Source organism: Enterococcus termitis, assembly GCF_001730305.1.
Classification (GTDB): domain Bacteria; phylum Bacillota; class Bacilli; order Lactobacillales; family Enterococcaceae; genus Enterococcus_L; species Enterococcus_L termitis.
The window spans coordinates 86,502-108,558 of record NZ_MIJY01000044.1 but is presented as its reverse complement, the minus strand read 5'-3'; the positions used below and the strand labels follow the sequence as shown (position 1 = coordinate 108,558).

Annotated in this window: 14 protein-coding genes; 2 read left to right on the top strand and 12 right to left on the bottom strand. The window is 34.5% G+C overall.

The genetic code is table 11. The annotated features are described in order from the left end of the window. Nucleotides 1-15 precede the first annotated feature (15 nt). Genes BCR25_RS15880 through BCR25_RS15870 form a run of 3 tightly spaced genes read right to left on the bottom strand, consistent with a single transcriptional unit; the run spans nucleotide 16 to nucleotide 2,993 of the window. Entirely contained in the window at nucleotides 16-858 is an 843-nt protein-coding gene (locus tag BCR25_RS15880; protein ID WP_069664581.1) for a PTS mannose/fructose/sorbose/N-acetylgalactosamine transporter subunit IIC, read from the bottom strand. Nucleotides 859-869: 11 nt separating this feature from the next. Then, complete coding sequence (locus BCR25_RS15875; RefSeq protein ID WP_069664580.1) at nucleotides 870-1,976, bottom strand: iron-containing alcohol dehydrogenase family protein; 1,107 nt, start codon at nucleotides 1,974-1,976, stop codon at nucleotides 870-872. Between the two features lie 15 nt (nucleotides 1,977-1,991). Next, entirely contained in the window at nucleotides 1,992-2,993 is a 1,002-nt protein-coding gene (locus BCR25_RS15870) for a D-isomer specific 2-hydroxyacid dehydrogenase family protein (RefSeq protein ID WP_069664579.1), read from the bottom strand. A gap of 654 nt (nucleotides 2,994-3,647) precedes the next feature. Between BCR25_RS15870 and BCR25_RS15865 the strand changes: the two genes are divergently transcribed. Beyond that, a complete protein-coding gene (locus tag BCR25_RS15865; RefSeq protein ID WP_069664578.1) occupies nucleotides 3,648-4,538 on the top strand; it encodes a MurR/RpiR family transcriptional regulator in 891 nt (296 codons plus the stop codon). Between the two features lie 378 nt (nucleotides 4,539-4,916). Here the strand turns inward: BCR25_RS15865 and BCR25_RS15860 are convergent, their stop codons facing one another. Continuing rightward, nucleotides 4,917-6,368 carry a helix-turn-helix domain-containing protein gene (locus BCR25_RS15860; RefSeq protein ID WP_069664577.1) on the bottom strand — a complete coding sequence of 484 codons (1,452 nt, stop codon included), beginning with the start codon at nucleotides 6,366-6,368 and terminating at the stop codon, nucleotides 4,917-4,919. A 226-nt stretch (nucleotides 6,369-6,594) separates the two neighbouring features. Between BCR25_RS15860 and BCR25_RS15855 the strand changes: the two genes are divergently transcribed. Beyond that, a complete protein-coding gene (locus BCR25_RS15855) occupies nucleotides 6,595-7,281 on the top strand; it encodes a winged helix-turn-helix domain-containing protein (protein ID WP_069664576.1) in 687 nt (228 codons plus the stop codon). A 694-nt stretch (nucleotides 7,282-7,975) separates the two neighbouring features. Here the strand turns inward: BCR25_RS15855 and BCR25_RS15850 are convergent. From BCR25_RS15850 to BCR25_RS15810, 8 genes are all read right to left on the bottom strand, one after another. Further along, entirely contained in the window at nucleotides 7,976-10,387 is a 2,412-nt protein-coding gene (locus BCR25_RS15850; protein ID WP_069664575.1) for a MucBP domain-containing protein, read from the bottom strand. Nucleotides 10,388-10,760: 373 nt separating this feature from the next. Beyond that, nucleotides 10,761-11,426, bottom strand: a complete 666-nt coding sequence (locus BCR25_RS15845) for an MIP/aquaporin family protein (protein WP_069664736.1) — start codon at nucleotides 11,424-11,426, stop codon at nucleotides 10,761-10,763. Between the two features lie 48 nt (nucleotides 11,427-11,474). After that, on the bottom strand, nucleotides 11,475-13,340 hold the full coding sequence (locus BCR25_RS15840) for a sortase family protein (RefSeq protein ID WP_342715851.1): 1,866 nt from the start codon (nucleotides 13,338-13,340) through the stop codon (nucleotides 11,475-11,477). Between the two features lie 149 nt (nucleotides 13,341-13,489). Beyond that, complete coding sequence (locus tag BCR25_RS15835) at nucleotides 13,490-14,224, bottom strand: isopeptide-forming domain-containing protein (protein ID WP_069664574.1); 735 nt, start codon at nucleotides 14,222-14,224, stop codon at nucleotides 13,490-13,492. Beyond that, the gene (locus BCR25_RS15830) at nucleotides 14,211-18,236 is read right to left on the bottom strand and encodes a SpaA isopeptide-forming pilin-related protein (protein WP_069664573.1); all 4,026 of its coding nucleotides are present in this window, start codon (nucleotides 18,234-18,236) and stop codon (nucleotides 14,211-14,213) included. Before BCR25_RS15830 ends, BCR25_RS15835 begins: the two co-directional genes overlap by 14 nt. 33 nt (nucleotides 18,237-18,269) lie before the next feature. Beyond that, a complete protein-coding gene (locus BCR25_RS15825) occupies nucleotides 18,270-19,979 on the bottom strand; it encodes a SpaH/EbpB family LPXTG-anchored major pilin (protein WP_069664572.1) in 1,710 nt (569 codons plus the stop codon). A 159-nt stretch (nucleotides 19,980-20,138) separates the two neighbouring features. Continuing rightward, on the bottom strand, nucleotides 20,139-20,834 hold the full coding sequence (locus BCR25_RS15820; protein ID WP_069664571.1) for a winged helix-turn-helix domain-containing protein: 696 nt from the start codon (nucleotides 20,832-20,834) through the stop codon (nucleotides 20,139-20,141). A 747-nt stretch (nucleotides 20,835-21,581) separates the two neighbouring features. Continuing rightward, entirely contained in the window at nucleotides 21,582-21,914 is a 333-nt protein-coding gene (locus BCR25_RS15810) for a BRCT domain-containing protein (protein WP_069664569.1), read from the bottom strand. Nucleotides 21,915-22,057 lie beyond the last annotated feature (143 nt).

Here is a 22,057-nt window from a genome sequence, read left to right as displayed (position 1 = left end):
TCCCTCCTGTTTCGTTTAGAATCCATCATCATAATCGTCATCATCATCTGAAAATGTGGCTGCCGCTTCACCAGTATTGCTTTGAGCGACCGGTGCTGTTTTGCCTTTTTGTGATTGAACAAAGATCAGTGCAATCAACACACCGAAAATAGCGTAAGCAACCATTGTGATTTCTAAAGACTTAAAGACGATACTGATAAAATAAGCAAGGAAGAAAAAGACCATATAATCTTTACGCCCAATAACATAAATCGTTGTCGCGATCCCAATTGCTGCCAGCCCGCCGCCGACCACTTCCAATACATGAAGCACAACGGTTCCTTCCAGCGTAGTAATGACATCCGCAATTACCGGTGCACCGAAATAAAGAGCGACAAAAACTAACGGAACGAATAAAACGAATGAAGCAATCGTCGGATACACTATGACTGAACGCGAAATCGCTTTTGGATTTAGATCTTCAACTGCTTTATCTGTGTATTTCCCTAAAAAAGTATTGATAAAAAATCTAAATTGATAGAGATAGCTACCTAACAAACCAACTGGTACGGCAACTGCAATCGCAGCTTCCGGCGTTAAGTCGCCTAATAGTGCCACTGGTACGGCAATAGCTGCTGCAATCGAAGGCTCTGCCGGCATTGATCCGCCTGGTGAGAATACCCCCATATAAATCATCTGCAAAGCAGCCGTTACGATCATCGCCTGAGCAACATCACCCATTATTATCCCTACGATCAGCCCTGTCATCAAAGGCGAGAATCTTAATGTAAGTGTCGCCCCTCCTCCAAGCCATCTCGACATGACCGCCGCTGTCCACAATGCGATCAAGAAACTTTGCATTACACTTAATGTTTCCATATGTCCTCCTTCTATTTCCTTTTTTCTTTGATATATTCTTCTAATGATATAAGCGCTCTTTTTAACGATTCTTTTGTCGTCGTTACAGGAATAAGATGAACCTTTTCTTTAGAATCGATAAACGAAACGATCTCATCGATCACAGCTTCTTCAGGGTAAATCGTCATCTGTTTTAAGGAAACTGGTAAATTCAGTGCTTCATAAAACGGCAATAGCTGATCGATCCTATCCCATTTCTCTTCGAGTGCTAATTGATAAAAAATACCGTAAGCGACTTTTTCTCCATGTAAAAACTGATGACTTTCAGGGATATATTTACTCATTCCATCGTGCATCGCATGAGCTGCAGCATTTCGTGCATATTTATCACCCAGTCCGCCAACCATACCAGCTACTGCAAAGATGATTTCTGATAAACGGACAAACTCATCTGAAAGTTTCCCCTGTTTCATATCCTCGATCGCTTTGACTGAATCCTGCATGATCGCTTCTTTACAAAGCCTTGAGGTAAACCCCGCAAGCTGTAAGAACGGCTCATCTTTCAAGTGCGTTTGCTGTAAAATAGCATCTGATTCATACCATTTCGCTAAGGTGTCTGCTAAACCTGCGATAAAATAATCGACTGGCGCATCTATCACCAATTCTGGATCTGTGATCAAAAAAGCGGCTTGTCTTAAATAGTGTTCCGTCTTCCCTTCCGCTTCTCCTGTTTCTTTATACATAACAGATAACGGCGTCCACGGTGCACAGTTACTAGCTAATGTTGGTATGACTCCAAAATCAAGTGACAGGAGATGCGCTGCATACCCGACTAGATCAGCCAGCTTACCTCCACCAACACCAATGATAAAATCAACTTCGAATGTTTTAGCTAAATCGACGATCAGATCAGCCCCATAATAACTACATTCACCGGTATACTGGTAAGATGTAAATGCATATCGTTCATCTTCCAAAAAACTGAGCATCGGTTTCGCTTTTTCCCATGAAATACCACCATGAACAATCAGAATATTTTTTGCATGATATTCTTCCAACAAATCTGGGACTTTATCAATTGCTCCTTTATGATACTGATAAAATTGTGGCCCAACTTTCACCTTTAGATCATTTAACATCTTTTACACTCCTGTCTATTGAAAAACAGCATGACTGCGTGCTTGTACCGTTCTTTCTGGTAGTTTATTCGCTACAATATCCTCTACATCTCGAACACATTTCTCGCCCATCGCTTCCAGACATTCCATCGTATACGCTGATGTATGAGGAGTCATGACAACATTATCCAGCATTAAATACGGATGATCCCTACGCCCTGGTTCTTCCTCTAACACATCAGTGGCAAAGCCGGCAATCTTACCATTTTTTAAACCGCTTACAATCGCTTCTTCATCAACTAAGGCTCCTCTAGCACTGTTGGAGATATAGACATGATCTTTCATTTTCTCGATTTCGTCATAAGAAATCATATGGTAATTTTCTTCGGTCAGATTCGCACACAGACAGATGATATCTGCTGATTTAAGTAATTCATCCAACTCGACTTTCTTGGCCCCGTAACTTTGGATATGGCGTTCTGATTTATAAGGATCATACGCTAAAACTTCGCAACGAAAGCCGTTTCTGACGATTTCAACTACAGCGCTGCCGGTATTTCCTACACCGATTACACCCACCGTTTTATTGAACAAGGTTCTGCCAACAAACTGAGCACGATTTTCCCACAGGTCTTCTCTAACGCTTTGGTCAGCCTCTACGGTTCGACGTAAAATCGTCATCAAATTGGTTACATTATTTTCAGCAACTGCGTCTCGCTCTACCAATGCTGGAATGATGGAAACGATCGTTCCATGCTTTTCAGCAGCCTCGATATCAATATTGTTATAGCCGATCCCATGTCTTGAAATTAGCAATAGTTCATCTTTATGCTCAAAAAATTCCTCTGTAAAAAATGGTGTAACACTCGCAATAATAACATTAAATCCATGAAGAACTTCAGCTAACTCTCGACCAGAAATTTCAGACTCTACATTTACATATTCAATCTCACCGATTGCCTCTAAGCGCTTGATATGATTGGGAAAAACCTTTCCAAAACTGCTGGAATTCACAATTGCAATAGTATATTTTGACATGCTTTAACTCCCTCCACTGCTTATACAGTATTAAAAATGAGCGCCAACAATACTTCTTTTTATTTTAATTGCCTCCTTTTCAACTCATTACACGACTTACTATCGATAGTTTATGCTATAGCCTATTCAGCAAACGTTTAATTCTTTCATTCCTACTGAATACCTAAATAGTACTTCTTAAAAAAAATTATGTAAAGGTTTCCAACAAATAAAAAATATTTTTTATTTTAATGATAAATCCTTTCATAAAACACAGATTGAAAACGCATTCAAAACATGTTGCAAAACTTATGAAAATAAGTTATCATCACTTACACGATTCCATTTTCCTACTATAGAAAGTACCTTACGAATAATTTTTAGGTTCTAATAGAGAAATAAAATAAGGCCCTCTGATTGCGAGCCTTCACTGAAAGAAGGAAGGATTTGTTTAAATAAATTGCGCCTCTTTCTTATAATAATTTTCTAAAAAAATAAAAATTGTTTTTTACATTTTTATTCTCTATAATTATGTCTAAGCATCATTTACTAACGACAAAATTTCTTTCACAACATATTTAGAAAGCGCTTAAAACGGAGTTATTTTTTTATCTAAAAAGGATTAAATTACTTTAATACAACTTAATTAGTACTGTACGACGAATGGAGGAGACTATGAAAAATCACTATTTAGACCAAAGAATTCGACTAAAAAAAGGAAACCTGAGTGAAACTGAACAAAAAATCGCTCACTATTTTGTCCATTCTGATGAAATGATCTCTCGGAAAACCTTAGAAGAGCTTGCAAATGAAATTGAAGTGTCACAATCTTCTATTTATCAATTCGTAAAAAAAATCGGCTACAATGGCTTTCAAGATTTTAAAATCGATATTGCTCGTAATTCCAATTATCAGCCTGCTTTTCAAAATTTGAATATCAATACTGGCGCAGACGATATTACACCTGAAGACACCAGTATCGACATTGCTAAAAAAGTCGTTCAGTCCAATATATACTCGCTAAGCAATGCTACTCACTTTTTAACAGAAGAGCTTTTAGATCGTGTTCTGACCATTATTTATTCTGCTAAAACCTTGCATTTTTTTGGATTAGGCGGCTCTTCGATCGTAGCATTTGATAGCTTCCATAAATTCATTCGGACTAAATACCGGTGCAATTATATCTTTGATTATCATATGCAGCTTAGCTTTGTTACCAAGCTGACTAGTGAAGACTGTGTCTTTATCTTCTCTCATTCCGGGCAAACCAAAGAATCGGTCAATCTAGCACGCCAAATCAAAAAGACCTCTGCCAAGATCATTGTATTGACCGGAAACAGCGGTTCAGAATTAGTTACATTGGCGAATCAGGCAATTATTGTGCTGACAGAAGAAACCCTATTTAGAACGGAGTCGCTTGCTTCTAGAATCAGTTACTTAACGGTGATGGATATTTTATATACGAACGTGATGCATCATAATTATGATCAGAATATTGAGTCGATCAAAAAAATTAGGGATAATATTAGTACGACGAAAACAAATCCTTATAATTTCACACCGTGATGTTTTCTATTAGCACGCAGACATTAATAATTACAATATTTTATTAATGTAGGGTACATTCCTTTATGGATGAATGTACCCTCTCTATTTTAAGAACATAGCCATAAGCAAACGGAGACTCTAACATGACTTTTTCTCTAGCTCTAATTCTGTAGTTCCCCCACGAGAACTTTCAAGTTGACCTCTTAGTGATTGTTTCTATTTTCTTAGTCTATTGATGATACCTTTCCACAAAAAAATTCATCTATACTCAAGTAGACATTCGCTTTCTCATAACAACTTACCTTGCTTATGCTTACCCGTTAAACATTCTATATACTTCCAAACATTTCTCCTTCATTGTACTTTAGACTCGATTTTGAAAAATCGAATAAACACTTAACGAATCCTTTCAATAATTCTAATAATACGAATGAGATTCTCTGTTAAACTTTTAGATTTCCAAACATATATAACTGTTGATTCAGGAACTGGAATAGGCTCTGTAGAGATGATCAGCTGATATTCCGCTTTATTACTAAATGAGTCTAATTCAAATACTTTAACTCCTTCCAATAAGCTCACAGACCGAGTTAAATAGTCTAATGATAACCTTTCTAAATCCCAAAGAATCCCAACGGATACAGTAGGTTCAATCAATGCCTTACCAAATTGCTGCAGTAGTAAAATCGCGTACTGTTCAATTAATAAGTCTTTGTATTTCATTAAATTGAATGTGTAGTGGGAAAAATCAATTGTTTCAAAAAAATATTCAAGAATCTTAAAAAGTTTCTTATACGTTTTATTTTTTTCGTACTTTAACTTAACACAAGGAATTTCTTGAATATAAGTTGAAAGTGTTATGTTTTCCAAATTACAAAGCATATGAGGTGAAAAATCTTCTTGTTTTAAATTAGATTCAGAGATGATATAGTTTTTCAAATGTGTGCAGAACTCGTAAATTTCAGAAATATTTTGCTCAAAGAGACGCATCTGATATTTACAATAGGGAGTCACTCTTGAAAAAATCGGCTTAGATGTTGTTAGTATAAACATAAATTCAAGATCTGTTTTACTTAAAACAAATAAATCATCATTTTTAAATTCATAGTATAACGAATTGAAATACTTATTGTTATTAACAACAAGATTATACTTTGTATTCGGTTTAATTAAATCTCCATTTGATGATCTTAAGATAGTGATAGCAGTTATAAAGCACATTTGTTTCAAAACGATCTCATTTAATAGAAAATGATCTCCTGTGGGTTTGCTTTCTATAAATCGTTTTATTTTAAGCTCATCCACTTTATCAAAAGGCCAAAATATTCCTTGTGTACCCATCCATAAGGTATTGTAGATAAAATTTCTAATATTATCTTCTCGCCCTATAAATTGAAACTTCGAAAAAGAAAAACGAATATTAAAACGTTGAAATACAATTCTACAGCTGTTAATTCTACGTATCATTGTAGAATTACTAATATAATGTTCTTCACAAAAATCTTCAAATGACATCTTTTTTGAAAAAAAAGCCTTCAGAAAAAAATCAAATAAAATAGATTTTTTAAACAAATGCGCCCTATAAGTAATAGGAGCAGTCGATTCTGAAACCAACCGTAACTTCTTTCCCTTTTCAATTATCAGAAAGCTTGTATCAAAAAATTCTTTAAAATCTTTATTTATTTCGTCAATAAGATTATAGGTAGTATTTAGCGCTATCTTTAATTGAGAAGAAATTTCTGAACTTGAGATTTCTTTTAGTTGATAGTCATCTATTAACTTAACAATTTCATATTTTATCATGGCATCTTTGTCTAATAAAATATCTTCTAAAAATATATTTTTCATTACACTCTCCCCTTACAGACTCTATCAATAGAATAAATGAAATCATAAATAGAGCACATAATCAAATTTTGCTTCTTTTTTTTTTCAATTCATTTTTTTATAGAATTAAGAACGAAATAATGAATAACTGTTCCAAATCACCTATCTAAAAAATGAACTATTATAACATGAGAAAAAAAGTATACTAAAATTATTGATTTTTATATTTAAAATTGGAGGTATCTAAATGATTAATGTTGCTTTAATTAGTAATAACACTCTTCTTATCGACAACTATATAACAATAAAAAAAATATATAAACAAATATGCTACATTTATCAATTGACTGATGAAAATATTGAAGAAAAAATGCTGCTGACAGATATTTTTATACTCTGTTTGAAAGAGGATTCCGAAATTGATTCTCTTTATGAATGGATTAAAAAAATTCGTCAAGTAAACAACAAAGATATTTACGTATTTATGGAGAGTTTGACCAAAAAACAACAAATTACTTGTCTTCGTCTGGGTGTTGATGCTATTTTTGACTTTTCTGTCAATATTGAAGAATTATCCCTAGTTTTATTACACATTTTAAAAAGAAGGTTCAAACAAATCACTGAGACGTCTATTGAATTTTCTTCAAATGCTATCCAAATATTTTCTGAGGATTTGTCAATTCTTATTGATGGTAAAAAAAAAATCTCACTTACAAAGCTTGAATATAGATTAATAAGTTACTTAATCAAATACAGCGGTGTTATCGTTTCTCATGAAGAGCTTTCTTTGCTTCTTTGGAAAAAAAATGACTCTAAATCATATTGTAAGTTGGCCACTTTAGTATTTCAATTAAGACAAAAAATTGAAATAGATCCTAAAAATCCTAGATTTGTACAGACTATACGTGGAAAAGGATATAAGTTGATTTTATAGAATAGTCTAGCCTGGAATGAGTTTTTATTTACTAGTATTTTTGAGCAAAGTCTATAACAAAGTACTACAGAACCTTTGATTATGACCTTATTACATTCCTTAGTAAATTCTCTTTTAGCTCTACTTTTCATTTTAGAAAAAAAGTTTGAGATAATACTCGATAAAAAATGATTTCAAACTTTTTTTGAAATTTTACTTACTGCAATCCTTAGTCCTCGCTCAATGTTTAATTTGGCAATTGTTTCGAATACATATATTTTCCTATTTTTCTTTCAAGAATTCTATTCAGCTATAACTATTCTTTTTCTGTTTACATAGGAGCTGCTTCACTTGGAATACTGACCTCCGCTTCCCCTACTCTTTTAATTTCAAAAAAAGCGATTCCTCCATCAAAATTCAAAAATTGTGCTATTTCTGAAATACTGATAGCGGTCGAGCAAGAAGTGTTCCTCCCTGAGAACTCAGCCTTCAACTCTTATTGCTTTAACACTTAGAGCTTGATGTGATCGTAGCGTAGTGCTTGCTTCTGCTCCCTCTGTTTATCTAAATTCCAAGCGACTGTAATGTAATTCGTAGAGTTACATCACAGTCGCTATCAAAACATGGAGAACCTTCTCTAAAACATTCTTTTCATACAATAGAAGTAACCAGTCTTACAAATTAATAACACATTGAAATAACTACATTCATAAAATCAAGGCTTTATTACTACTTGCTTTGTATACGTGTAATTTCCTGTTTTACTCGGAAACTTAAGCTCCGCTGTTCCTGTTCCTTTGATCCAAAAACGATGAAGACCATCTTTTGATGATGCATCATATTGCACTACTTTACTATTACTAGACGTTACTTTGTTTATATCTATTTCATTGTTTCCCGTTTTAAAACGGATATTTATTAGGCGATTGCCTCCTCTATTTTTATAATCAGAGCTCACTTCTAACGGGATATCGTCTATTGCTATATCCTTTTTATTTGGTGTATATGTTAAATAAGCATCTTTTATCGCTGGCTTTACCACGACTTGTTTGGTGTAAGTGTAGTTTCCTGTTTTACTCGGAAACTTAATCACCGCTGTTCCTGTTCCTTTGATCCAAAAACGATGAAGACCATCTTTTGATGATGCATCATATTGCACTACTTTACTATTGCTAGACGTTACTTTGTTTATATCTATTTCATTGTTTCCCGTTTTAAAACGGATATTTATTAGGCGATTGCCTCCTCTATTTTTATAATCAGAGCTCACTTCTAACGGGATATCGTCTATTGCTATATCCTTTTTATTTGGTGAATATGTTAAATAAGCATCTTTTATCGCTGGCTTTACCACGACTTGTTTGGTGTAAGTGTAGTTTCCTGTTTTACTCGGAAACTTAAGCTCCGCTGTTCCTGTTCCTTTAATCCAAAAACGATGAAGACCATCTTTTGATGATGCATCATATTGCACTACCTTACTATTGCTAGACGTTACTTTGTTTATGTCTATTTCATCGTTCCCTGTTTTAAAACGGATATTTATTAGGCCGTTGCCTCCTCTATTTTTATAATTAGAGCTCACTTCTAACGGAATATTATCTATCGCTATATCCTTTTTATTTGGTGTGTAAGTTAAAAACGCATCTTTTATTGCTGGTTTTATCACTACTCGTTTGGTATATTTTTGTGTACCGTCTTTGTTTGGTATAGTTATTTCCACTGTTCCAACTTTCAATGGTCTAAATCTTAATATTCCATCCGTTCGTTGTTCATATTTTAGGATTTTGGAATCACTTGTAATAATTTTTGTCAAGTCAACATTTTCCACATTCTCTTTCACCAATAAATCAAACCATGGGGAATCATTCCGATTTTTGTAGTTCAAAGGTATGGTTATTTGATTCATTAAATCTACTAATTGATCTGCCTGTTGATTTGGCAAAAAGCCCATCATTACTTGACCAAATGTATTTTTTTTATATCTATATATTATTTTTTTTACTTTGCCCGTTTCTAAAATCCCTTTTTCGTTATCCCCACTAATACCAATGAGCTTATATCCATTAATAAGTATTTGTGAAATTTCATATCGATCACCTCCAGGACCATAAAAACTATTTGTAGGTGCAATTCTTTTTCCTTTTTCATCCACATATTCTACCTCAATCTTTGAAGGTGCATTTACAAATCGAGGTGTTAGTTGCCATGTTCTTGGGAATATTCCTATATATTTCCCCGTTGTTTTTGGATTAACCTTAGCTGTATCTTTCAACTTTCCAGTCAAAAGATCTTTATAGAAAGGAGACCATTCTAATTTTTCTGAATATCTATATCCGTAATCGACTGCCTTATGCACATTGCCTTTATCTGTATCAATTGGGAATCCTGTCAGAACATGACATAGTTCATGTAAAAAAATCATACTCGAGTATATCGGTGTAGTATCTACTCTTAAAGTAATTCCTACATTTAAATATGATGCCCCTTGTAAAAAGCCGTAGCTTCCTACTGTAAAACCACCACCCGAACTAGTTCCACTATTCCCTGTAACTATAGCATCATATGCTCCATGCGCAACATTGCGTTTTAAATAATCTTTAAATTGAGCATTTTCATGCCATAATTGATGCCCAGATATAACTTTGTAAGGCGTTGTTGAATGAAAATTTTGATTTACTGAAACTAAATCAATTGTAAAATTAACATTAGGAATATTTTTGTTCAAATAGTTCTCAGTCTCTCTTACGGTCTGTTTTACAATTTGTTTTTCCTCACTGGTCATAACATAGTATGTTGTTTTACCAGTTTCTAGGTCAGTCGCTGTTATATTTTCTAAAGAGATAAATAATATCTTATAGTTGATTTTTGAAACTGGTAAATCATAGTTTTGTTCTATTTGTTGATTTGTACTAATTTCCTTTGCTTCTTCAATGATCTCTTGCTGATACTTATCTAAGGTACGTAAATCACTGCTTTTTTTACTTGGCAATGGAGATATTGTATCATCTAATATTGTTTGACTACTAACTTGGTTAGCAGTTTCTGCTTTTACTTCATTCCCATAAAAAGAATTTGCTACAATCATTCCAATTGCTACTATTGCCAAAATATTGAAAATTTTTTTCAATTAAATTCTCCTATCATTTTTTTGTCTTGATGGTCTAAATCGCTTAAATTCTACTTACCTAATTATTCAAACAATCAAAACAAATTCTTAAACCGCATTAACTAAAGCATATTATTTCCACTTTCTTAAATAATTAATACCTATGGGTTATTAATTACTCCACTAACGACTCAAGCAGTACTTAATTCCATTCGTAACTTAGTGCTATACTGCTCAGTAAAAACATTACTGAAACTAAACTTTTTTTAGAAGATACACTATTACTATCAATAAACTTTTTTCTTATCTTTCTTATCCAACTAGAAAAACTCTTTTAATCTTTGTTTTAACAATTTTTCTGATTTAATGTTATATCCAACTCCAATTATAGCTATCATTTTTCTTTTGCAAGCAACCATTTTCCAATAATTGATGCCAATACTCCACCTATCATTGGCGCAACAATAAATACCCACACTTGAGATAAAGCCTGACCTCCTAAAAGAAGTGCTGGGGCTAAGCTTCTTGCGGGATTAACGGATGTTCCTGTCAATGGAATACCAACCATATGAACCATCGCCAATGTAATGCCTATAATCAGTCCAGCATTATTATCTTTTTGTTTCTTCTTACTAGTAACTATCAATATGACTAACACAAAAATGAATGTGAGAATTATTTCTACTGCTAATGCGCCATACATTGATAATTGGCCAAAACTGTTTTGCCCAAGATTATTACTAGCTTTATGTGATACATTCAATAAACATAGCAAGGTAAAAGAAGCCACTATCGCTCCTAAGAATTGTGCAAACATATACTTTATACATGTCGATAAAGACATTCTTTTACTTAAAAGCATACTGAGTGAAACTGCTGGATTCAAATGAGCTCCTGAAATCATTCCAACAGAATAAATCGCTGCAGTTACCGCTAAACCAAATCCTGATGCAATTCCTATAACGCCTATACCTTTAATTCCTTCTCCTAAAACAGCTGTAGCTGTTCCAAAAAAAACTAAAATAAATGTTCCTAAACATTCTGCTACTATTTTTTTCATTTTTACCATTCCTTTTTCTTCAAACATTTTAATCATATTTTTTATCTATCACCGCAAGATGTTCAAGAGTAGAATCGGGATCACCAATAATAAAAACATTGGTAATATGGTTTGTAATGGCTCCGATAAAATTCTACTCGTTAATTTCATACTTACTGCATTGATTGGTTTTACGGGCTCTTCATCAACAATTCTATTTTCTTTTTTCGGAGTAGACACTGTCATCCCAAGAGGTTTTACTTCTTCTGAAGACATAGAATCTATAGATTGAATGCCAGTTAATTCCCCTTTTACGACCCTTCTGTAAATCGTGCCAATTCCACCTTCACAACGTAAAAGAGTGATTTGAGGCTTATTTCCTTTATCTGGTTTTTCTAAAACAGAAACTTCAGTGTCTGTGATCACTTTATTCATTGTAACTTTGTATGAATAGACATCCTTAAAATCACTTATAAAAATTTCATCTCCATTTTTCAAGTTTTTAGTTCGGTGAAATAAGACATCCTGCCCTTCTATGTTATGGGCAAGTAATACGTAATTCCCTTTGCCCATTTGCTGCTCTTTACTAAAGGTAGCTGCACCATTCATTAAATTTTCGTTATTCATTCCAGCAAGTATTGGAAGATCTACTCCTTCCGAAGGAATCATTAACTTACCTATCCCCCATTCATTCACCGTTTGTTTAAAATTTACTTTTGCCTCTGCGTAATTTCCAATATTTACACTGGAAATATCTTGTTCTGTGTAAGTTCCTTTTGCTGCTTTTGATAAATTATAGGACGCTAGTTCACCATGTTCCCCAATAGGGATTTCTTCCATCTGAGCTTGTGTTGACATTTGAGTATAACCATAAATAGAAAAGCCTAGAACTGTAATCATGCAGATAATCAATAAAATAAACAAAACTTTAGTAAACATAAATAGTTGTTTCAATTGTTTACGCGTTTTCTTACGTATCTTTTTATTCCGAATTTTAAGCTTCTTTTTTAGGTAGCGATACCTCATATATAAAACTGATCCAATAAACAAACCGATTATTAAAGAACCTATCACTAAACGCTGGTAACTCCACGTATTACGTTTCACAATTTTTTTGTCCAGAGCTTCTTTATAAGGAATTCTCACGCCATTGACCAATAAACGATACGTATTTACACCTGGAGGAGTACATGTCAGCAATGTCACCATATCTTTACCTTTTTGAACTTTTATTCGATCTGATTCTTTAGGTAATACCTCTTCAAAAGACTCTATCTGGTAGGCTAGTCGCTTACCTAAAATATTTATAAAAAATAGATCTCCAACCTCTAACGAGTTGATTTCTGTAAACAGTACTTGGTTTTCCAAACCACTGTGTCCAGAAATAACACTTCTTGTATTCTTCCCTCCCACAGGAATAGATGTCGGTTCGTAGTGTCCCAAACCTTTATCTAGCGTCCGAAAGTCTGTTCCATGATAAAAAGGCATGTGCTCAATATTCAACGCTGGAATATCTAAGGTTCCCATTACACCTTTCTCATTAATAATCTTGTTGTAATTGATCTTCTCAGCACGCTTGCCATTTTGCTGCTTATATATCATTTCGTTGTATTTTTGTGCTAAAGACATCTGCTCGTCTTGTTGGCTTTTACTCATATGCTTCAATGATTCATCATAACTACTGACTGCAGCACTACGTTCACGATCAGCTAAATAATTACCCACAATTGGGTACAAGAGTGTCAGCATCCCTCCAACGATCATCAATGCAGCCAGGATTAGTAATACAGACATACGTCTAGGCTGTTTTGCTTGATCTAGTTGTTTCATTTTCATTGGCGGCATTTTACTATTTTTTTGTTTTATTCGCTTAGTTTTAGGCTTATTTTGAGTCGATTGTTCTATTAGATTTGTGTTTTGCTTTTCCTCATTCATTTATGTATACCCTCTTTTTTACTCAGTTAAATGGAAGATGATCAAAAAGTCGTTTAGTATTGAAAAAACTCTGACTTTTCCCATCACTTACCTAGATTTAGAGCACGGAATAAAAGTCATTACTTTCGTTCCGTGCTCTATTTTAACCATCAATTCACATGATTCTTTTTAGGCTTTAAAAATATCATGCTACCAATGCCTATAATCACTATTGCAGCAATCATATAATAAATTTTGGTGATATCTCCTAAACTGCCGCTCGTGTTTGGTAACTTACTTTTATCTAATAAATCATTAGGGGAATCAGCTAATCTACTCTGTCCTTTCGGTCCCTCTGGATTACTTGTGTTTGGAAAATCAGGTTTGATTACACTTGATTTAGGATAAATAACTAATGTATTCATTATTTTTCCACCCACAGTCTGCGGAACTTCTACGATAATCGGCTGTGCCGGCGTGTTGATTCGGTCATCTGCTTGTTCACTTACTTTATAGATTCCTTCTGGTAAATCTACATGAGCAAATCCCGTAGTATCTGTAGCAACAAACAATGGTTCAAAATCGGCTACTTCACGAAAAGGGTCGCTGGTATTATTGCTTGGTGTTACTTGCATAATTCTGTAGGTAACGCCAGCCATTGGAACCAATGCATTCCCTTGCGTATCCTTCATTTGACCGTCTGATTTTTCTTCTCCAACCGGAAATTGGATGCTGTTTATGTCCTGATCAGACAACTGATATTTCATGATTGTAATGCCATAAGGAGCCTCACTATTATCTGCAAGGCTAACCTCTCCTTTGCATAGAACTAGACCGAATAACAACATCATGGCTATCATTCCCTTAGAAATCAGTGAAGGTAATTCTTGTTTAATGCTGAACATGATTCTGATGACCTCCTCGCATAACTGATTTTCTATACAAGTAATAGCCTGCAATCAACAATAATGCCATTGTCATCGCACCTATTGATAAAATGGTCATTAATGGAACAGCGTTTTTACCACCCGTTGAAGGTAATTCAGTGATCTTTTGGTCAGAGGCTACTAGCCGAATCGTTTGATTAGCTTGTGAAACGTTAAAGTATAACGGTTTTTTCAATAATTCATACCCAACAGGTGATTTCACTTCAAAGAGTGTATAATCTTGGGCAGAAAAACTTCCATCAGCATTTTGGTGTAAAAATAGATTTTTATCTACTAGAATTTTGCCTGCATTATCTGTTGTATATTCGCCGACGTAATCAGCATTTTGTTTCCCATTCGCGGGATAATCTGTCAACTTCCCACGATAAATCTCAAATTGCGCACCATTAACAGGTTCGGCCTTACTCAATTCATCATCACTGTAGCTTCCATCATGATTACTATCGATAAGAGAGCTTTCTTCATACTTAAACAGATTCAAACTAGCTGTACGTACTAATCCTAAATTGTTATTTGGCATGTGATGTTCTCCATCATAGTCAACAACAGTTACTTTTCTCTTATAGGTGTACGTGCCATCTTTGCTTGGAAAGACGATTTCAGTTGTTCCTGCTTTTTTCGGTTTGAATCGGGCAATATTGCCGTCAAAATTCAAGAATTCTACAATACTATTGTCTGTAGAGTGTATTCCATCAGCATTTATATTGGAGACACCTGTTTTGAAAAAGATATCAAACCATGAACCACCACCGCTATTTTTATAATTTCTGGGTAGCTGCATTTTCTCTGTTTGATCCAAATTATAGTCAGGTCTACCATTTGGACGATAGCCCCACACTGCTTGGCTAAATGGTGCTACATTGACTTTTTTCTTATACACATAGCTACCGTCTTTACTTGGAAAGACAACTTCAACTGTTCCTGCTTTTTTTACACTAAAACGGGCTGTTCCGCTATCAAAATTTAAAAATTGTAGAATTGATTCGTCGGTCGAATGAATTCCTGTTGCATCTATATTTTCTCTTCCTACTAAAAATTGAATATCCAACCAAGGATCACCATAATTATTTTTATATCCAACTGGGATTGTAATTTGATCTAGATAATCTAATAGGAGCTGAGGTCCTGAAGGTCGGAACACCCAAATGCCCTGACTAAACGGTCGCTGTTCAAAGTTTTCTAATTCAGGTTCATAAATAAACTGCGTATAATTTCTAAGCTCTGCTAATTTGGGAGCTGTCAGTGATTTATTTACCCATGTATCAGAAATTATATCTGTGTTTGGTGCTTCTAATACTTTTTTCGTTTTAGGATCAACCTTTGAGTTTATTGCATCTTGTGCTGGCGAATCAGCCAAGGGTTTGGTTATTTGATATTTACTTTCATCAAAAGAAAAGGAAGCAGAGTACTGTCCTTCAGGTAAGTAATCAAAAAGATAATTCCCCTGTGCATTTGTTTTAATAACATCCGGCATAAATAGATTTCCTAATAGATCATTGTTCACTGTTTGATCCACAAATCCGGCATCAAATGTACTTGTTCTATATAGCTTAGCAGCTATGTTTGGAGCACTTTCTTCATTGTTGTTTTTCAACCCATCTGCATTGGCATCAAACCACACATTTCCACTCAAATCTCGTTTCATTGCCATCGTATGGACTGTATTTGTACTTAAACCTTGATTAATAACAGAACCCACAGATGCGGAATTTGCATACAGACCTGGACTAATCACTTGGGCTTGTATTCTAAATTCGTAGGTTGTATTAGGTGGTATATTTGGAATTTTAACTACAAATAAGCTTGCGCCATCCAGTGTATTTTGATCCTTACGAAACCCACGATCCGGCATATTTATATCATAATATAAACTCGGGTTATCTGTTATATTATCGACTGTTAGATCTGGATTATCATTTCTAAACCAAATTTCTGACGGAACATTCGTATTCGTTGCCGTATCAACCAATGAAACTGCCATGACCTTAAGTCGTCTATTTACATCTACAATAGAACTTCTCAAGTCTTCTGTATATGGTAAAGCATCACGAATTATAACCTTATCGACTGTTTTTCCCTTACCAGAATTTTTTACTCTAATACGATAAGTGATTGGATTACTCGTCTCTTCTAAACCAATCGGATCATTTTTTTGTTCGCCTAACTCCACATAGTTTTTATCTACTGATTTTGTCACGACTAAAGCGTTGCTGTTTATAGTTGTCGTGATTACATCATTTGACGGAAGACTCACTTGTTCTCCTGTAAAGTAGGTTCCTATTAGAAAGAATCTGTTTTTTATTTCAACTTTTCCATTTGCATCATAGGTTATTTTAGATGCATCTGTGACTCTTACAGGAACTGTGATTCGCAAATTAGAATGTTCGCCATACATTGATAAATCCGTCAATGTGTCTGCATTGGCTTTTACTATCAAGTTTTGACCGTCAATCATTGATGTAAATTTACTTGTCAAATCAGTATTATCGAAGGCATCAACTACTTTAATAGCATCTACTCCTCCGTTTAAAGAAATTCCTGGTGGTAAAGTATCACTAATCTGCCATCTCTTTAAAGCATAGTCTAGATAGGATTGTGTAGGAAATTGTGCATCGAAAGTATAAGTGAATGTTTCATGCAAATCACTAAGCGTGTCCTTAGTTACTAATGTTTCATCTGAATCAGATACGTATTTCTTCGGTGCAACCATTTGAGAAGGTACGGCAAATGGAAATCCAAAATAAGTCCCGTGACTCCATGTTTCAGTATCTCCACCACTGACTCCTCCAATTCCTATTGTATCAATGGTGCCAATAACACGGCCCATCTGAAAAGCAGATCCTTGATAATCAATTGAAAATTGTGCTTCTTTAGGATTCCAGTTGTCTAAGTTATAAGCATTCGTCCAGTGATCTGCACTGTCTGCATATCTACCATCTTTCGGAAGCCACACAGTGGTTCCATCTTTGTACTTATACATTTTTATCGTTAATGGTCTTCCTGATTTGGGATCTATTGTAGAAATAGGTGTTCCCCAATTACCAAAAAAGTTATATCGTTGAAAACTAGTTGTATCTGTACCATTGAACAACATTGCAGTTTCAAATACGTTGATAGTACTTCTACCGTTGGCACCTGGACCATTCGACATAGTTGTTTCATCCCAATTACCTTCCCAGTCACCAAAGCCAATCGGTGTTTTTACAGTGAAAGGTGTTGTTGTTCCTGCTGAAAAGAACTCCATACCCACACGTTGTGAAAGTAATGGCATTTGAGAAGAAAAGATGCGAATTGATGGTACATTTTGTACTGTTCCAGGTTTTAGTCTCAGATAAACAGACTTTCCAAAATTAGCTGCATCGCTACTAATTACAGTTCCATTAGTCATCGTTAAAATCGTTACTTTTATATCAACTAGATCCTTACCATAACGTGCATTGTGTATGATAATCCCAAAATTAGTGTTAAATGTTTTTCTAGCAGCTGTTGTTCCTATATACATAGGAAGATTAGTGAAGGAAACCTCATCTCCATAATTGCCACTACTTCTATCTGCAACAATCCCATCATTTGTAAAAACTTCAAACGTTGAATTACTTAGATTCCAAGAATTAGAAAAATCTGGCTTAGTCCAAGTGTTCTTATCATTCTTGTTAAAAATATTTATGTTAGACGTATCTTTTACTAGATTTGGCCATGCTGCTGGTGTTTTCGGTATGTCAGCTAGTTGTGTTGATTTTTCTGAATCAGTTACTTCTTTAATACTATCTGCTGAAGTCGTGTCAGTTGTTTCAACGGCCAATTCCTTAGAACCAGAAGTTGATTGTTCAACTTCTGGTTCACTCGTATTTGTAGCTTCTTCTGCTTGAATCTTGGAATTACCTGCATTTGTCATAAACAACCAACTAGTACAAAGTAATAGGGAGAATAGTAAAACAGAGTATAACCATTTCAATTCTCGTTTTCTCATTGTTTTCGTCCCCTTTAATTTACTTTCTTTGTCTTATGCTTTACGACGTTTTTTATCCATCACAACTAAAGCTGAACCTAATGCAATAGTTCCCATTGCAATTGTAATCAGAACTGCAGTTCCTTGTCCCCCAGTGAATGGCAAGTCTGTTTTCGGTTTATCTTCTACAGCTAATTCCACTGTTGTGTTGTTTTCTGTTGTCAAGTTTACTTCTACTGCTTGTGCTTCTTTCAATAATTCATAGCCTTCTGGTGCTTTTGTTTCTGTTACCCAGTATGTTCTTTTCACTTGGGCTTCATCAATTGGCAATGTTGTCGGTACATCTAACGCTAATCCGTTAAATTCAGCGCGTCCTTGACTATCAGTAACTGCGATCAATAATGTTGTGCCATCTGCTTGTGCTGCCGCTTCTGCAGCTGCTACTGAGCCTGAACCATATGTTTTACCATTCGCTGCTAAGAAAATACCATTTTTAGCATCATCTTCTGTTAAAGAGATATGGAATTCTGCTCCTGCTAATAGTTCTTTTGTATCTTCTGCAGTTTTTTCAATGTCCAATCCACCATCATACAATTTTGGTTTGTCTTCTTCCGGTGGAGTTACTTCTGTTGGTTTTTGACCTGGCACTAAATAACTCACGTTCATTTGGTTATCAATGATTCCGTTGAAGTCTTTATCTGTGTGTGTTGTAATCAATCCACGAATATCTGTATATTTGCCTTCTGTTACTTTTTTCATTCCAGCTTGTGTCAAAGTAAATTCCAATGCTTTATCCGCATTTGAAGTGTCTGTTACTGGTAAGCTTGATACTTTTGTTCCATTCAACGTTACTTCATAATCTGTTCCAAACACTAAATCTTCCCAAGCACCTGAATCTTTTTTCACTTGCATAATGGCATTATCAAGCAATAATTCTTTCACCAATGTATCTTTGATTGTGAAATAGTTCGCGTAAATTTCGTCGCCTGCTTTAACATTTAAGTCAGCGATTTGATTGCCGTCTTTATCATAAACAGGTGAAATCGTCATATCTTGAGACGCTACTTGATATAAACCAGAAGGAATGTTCGTTGCTGCTTCCCAAGTGAACTGTTCGCCAGCTTTGATTGAGTAGCCTTTTTCACCTTCGATTGTTTTATCTGGATCTACGATTGATTTCACAACGTTTTTCGGTTGCACAACAACATCATAAATCAATGAACCGTTGTCTTGACGGCTTGTTTGAGGAACTGTTACGAAAAATGGCGCTTCTGGTGTCGCTACGCGGTCATCTTCTAGCTCAGTAATAATATAAACACCATCTGCCGCGGTTCCTTTACCTAAATCAAACGTGATTTTTCCTGTAGCATCTGTTGTTGCTGTCACTTCTGTAAAGCTAGGATCGATCGTATAGTCAATTCCCTCTTTTTGATCTTTTGGATTCACAAGTGCTGCACCGCCATTGACTGGAAGTACACGTTTGATTGTAAATTTGATACCTTCTAATGGATCATGTTGGACTGTTGTATCTAATGTACCATCGCCACGGTCTCCAACTTGACTTAAATCAGAAACTGCATATTTATAAATAGTGATTGAACGATCTGACGTTTCATTCGCTACTGGATTTGAACTTGTTTCTGCCTGCACATTCATTGGCTGAACTAAGCTTACTCCTGCCACTCCAGCTGTTGTGAAAATTGTTGTCGCTACTAGCAATCCTGTTAATACTTTGTTTTTGTAGTTTAATTTGTGTGTTCTCATTAGTGTTTCCTCTTTCCCATTTAAATGTGTGTGTGTGAAATTTTATAAAGTATCTGTTTCCTTTGTCCCCTCCTAGAGATACTTCAACTAATTAATTATTTATATTAAATTTTTATTTTAAAAATAAAAATTTAAAACCAGCTTTATGATTATTCTTACTCATGAGTTCCACTCAAGCTTATATCCTCTCGATCGAATGGTTCTTATTTTTATTTGATCTTCAAACGTGCTTATTTTATTTCTTAAGTGAAAGATGATGTTCGATAAACGATAGACACGCACATTATCTGGCATATCTTTAGCATTCTTCCACAAAATATTAGCTAATGTATCATACGTGATTACACTATCTTTCTTTTTAAATAAGGCATCGATCAAGCGGAATTCAAGAACTGTCAAAACGATTTCTGTTTCTTCCAACTGAATACTTCTATTTTCATAGTTTAGTAGCACTTTCTCTTTGCTGTTTGTCAACTGAGAATCTTCTATCTTCAGACGTTTCAATTTATCAACGCTATCCAGTGAGTTTTGGATAACCACCATCAGTTCCGACATACTTTGTGTTTTCTTGACAATACCATGCGCTCCCATACGTAAAAAAAGTAACTTGTCTTCTTCTGGTATCGATTCAGAGGTAATCCAAACCAAAGCAGTCGATTTCCGTTTTGTAAATACTAGCCATTCATACAACAAACTCCTATCGTAGTTATCATTTACATTGATCACAAGAACATCTAGAGCTATAACTTGTTCAAAATCGTTGACTACGATTGTTTCATAGTCAACATTTCCAATTAGATCTACCATATGACTACTACTTCCGTTGCCTAGATTCAACATTCCTAATTTGCTCATTATTTCTGATCCACCTTACGAATTTAAATTACATACAAATTATATTTCTTTTTTATACGATAATTATACTTCCTTCTCTGAAAAAGTCGCACTCATAAATTAACGAAGTGATTCAGCACTTTTTGCGTAATGAAGCCGTTTTCTTTAAAAAAATTGGCAAAATAAGTCACTTTTACCATAAGACAACTTTTCTTTTTGAAATTTTAGACAATTATTTTTTTCAAAAAAACGAAAATAATAAATATACATCAATGAAATATATTCGATATTTTTAAATAAAAGCGTAAATGAAGTAGAAAAATTAATAATCTCCAAAAAAATAAGCATACACTAAATTAAATGACATAAAACATACTACCTATTTGTTCATGCGCTCTGAATACATTTTTCGGTTTATAGTCATATCTTTCTCTGCATAAATATTGTTTCAACTATTTCTATTAACTGAAATACTTAGATAAAACAATCTATTAAAAGAGCAACTAAAAAAAGTGATTGGGACATAACTCTTCGAGTCATACCCCAATCACTTGGAATCCGAATAAACGATGGGAGCAGAAGCAATCCCTTCGGAAATAAGCTGAAATTTCTGTAAAACCAACAAGGAACGAGTTGATGCTTTCTCGTCAAAGACTCGTCGCAGATAGACATTGTTGCACAGTACCTACTTGGTTCTCAGGATTAAACATTCCCTGTCCCATCCTCTTTTAAGCATATAACCTGTTCTTTTTATTTATCTTCCATAGTTTACATTTTTAAATTCTCTAACAAATCTTTTTGATAGGTGTGTCGTATGCATGTCACTAGCTCTTTATTTGCTATAATTAAGAATTTTTTTTCATCTATTATCTGAATTGGATATCCATCCTTAGCTAAACTTTCTGCTTTTCTTTTTTCTTTATATTGAATCTCTTTTGAAAAAAAATGTGTTTTAAACAAGCCTGTCACAAGGAGCGTGGTTTTTTTGTTAACAGTTTGTTGATTATAACCACCTAGAGAATAAATAAGTGCCTTAGCTTGTTTTCTACTCATGCATAATAGCTCACCACTAAAAACGACATATTCTCCTTCAATATTCATAAATTTCACTCCAAAAATGTCTATTGTTTGAGTATTAATAATTAAATTTAACCATACAATATATTCCAACCTCTGAAGCTAATGCAATTTTTTCATTTTATTTTTTAGCAAGTTTCCAAGAACATTTGAACGAACTATAAACA

Coding starts and splice junctions, on each gene's coding strand:
- BCR25_RS15880 (WP_069664581.1), bottom strand. CDS start 858: ATGGAAACATTAAGTGTAATGCAAAGTTTCTTGATCGCATTGTGGACA.
- BCR25_RS15875 (WP_069664580.1), bottom strand. CDS start 1,976: ATGTTAAATGATCTAAAGGTGAAAGTTGGGCCACAATTTTATCAGTAT.
- BCR25_RS15870 (WP_069664579.1), bottom strand. CDS start 2,993: ATGTCAAAATATACTATTGCAATTGTGAATTCCAGCAGTTTTGGAAAG.
- BCR25_RS15865 (WP_069664578.1), top strand. CDS start 3,648: ATGAAAAATCACTATTTAGACCAAAGAATTCGACTAAAAAAAGGAAAC.
- BCR25_RS15860 (WP_069664577.1), bottom strand. CDS start 6,368: ATGAAAAATATATTTTTAGAAGATATTTTATTAGACAAAGATGCCATG.
- BCR25_RS15855 (WP_069664576.1), top strand. CDS start 6,595: ATGATTAATGTTGCTTTAATTAGTAATAACACTCTTCTTATCGACAAC.
- BCR25_RS15845 (WP_069664736.1), bottom strand. CDS start 11,426: ATGAAAAAAATAGTAGCAGAATGTTTAGGAACATTTATTTTAGTTTTT.
- BCR25_RS15840 (WP_342715851.1), bottom strand. CDS start 13,340: ATGAATGAGGAAAAGCAAAACACAAATCTAATAGAACAATCGACTCAA.
- BCR25_RS15835 (WP_069664574.1), bottom strand. CDS start 14,224: ATGTTCAGCATTAAACAAGAATTACCTTCACTGATTTCTAAGGGAATG.
- BCR25_RS15830 (WP_069664573.1), bottom strand. CDS start 18,236: ATGAGAAAACGAGAATTGAAATGGTTATACTCTGTTTTACTATTCTCC.
- BCR25_RS15825 (WP_069664572.1), bottom strand. CDS start 19,979: ATGAGAACACACAAATTAAACTACAAAAACAAAGTATTAACAGGATTG.
- BCR25_RS15820 (WP_069664571.1), bottom strand. CDS start 20,834: ATGAGCAAATTAGGAATGTTGAATCTAGGCAACGGAAGTAGTAGTCAT.
- BCR25_RS15810 (WP_069664569.1), bottom strand. CDS start 21,914: ATGAATATTGAAGGAGAATATGTCGTTTTTAGTGGTGAGCTATTATGC.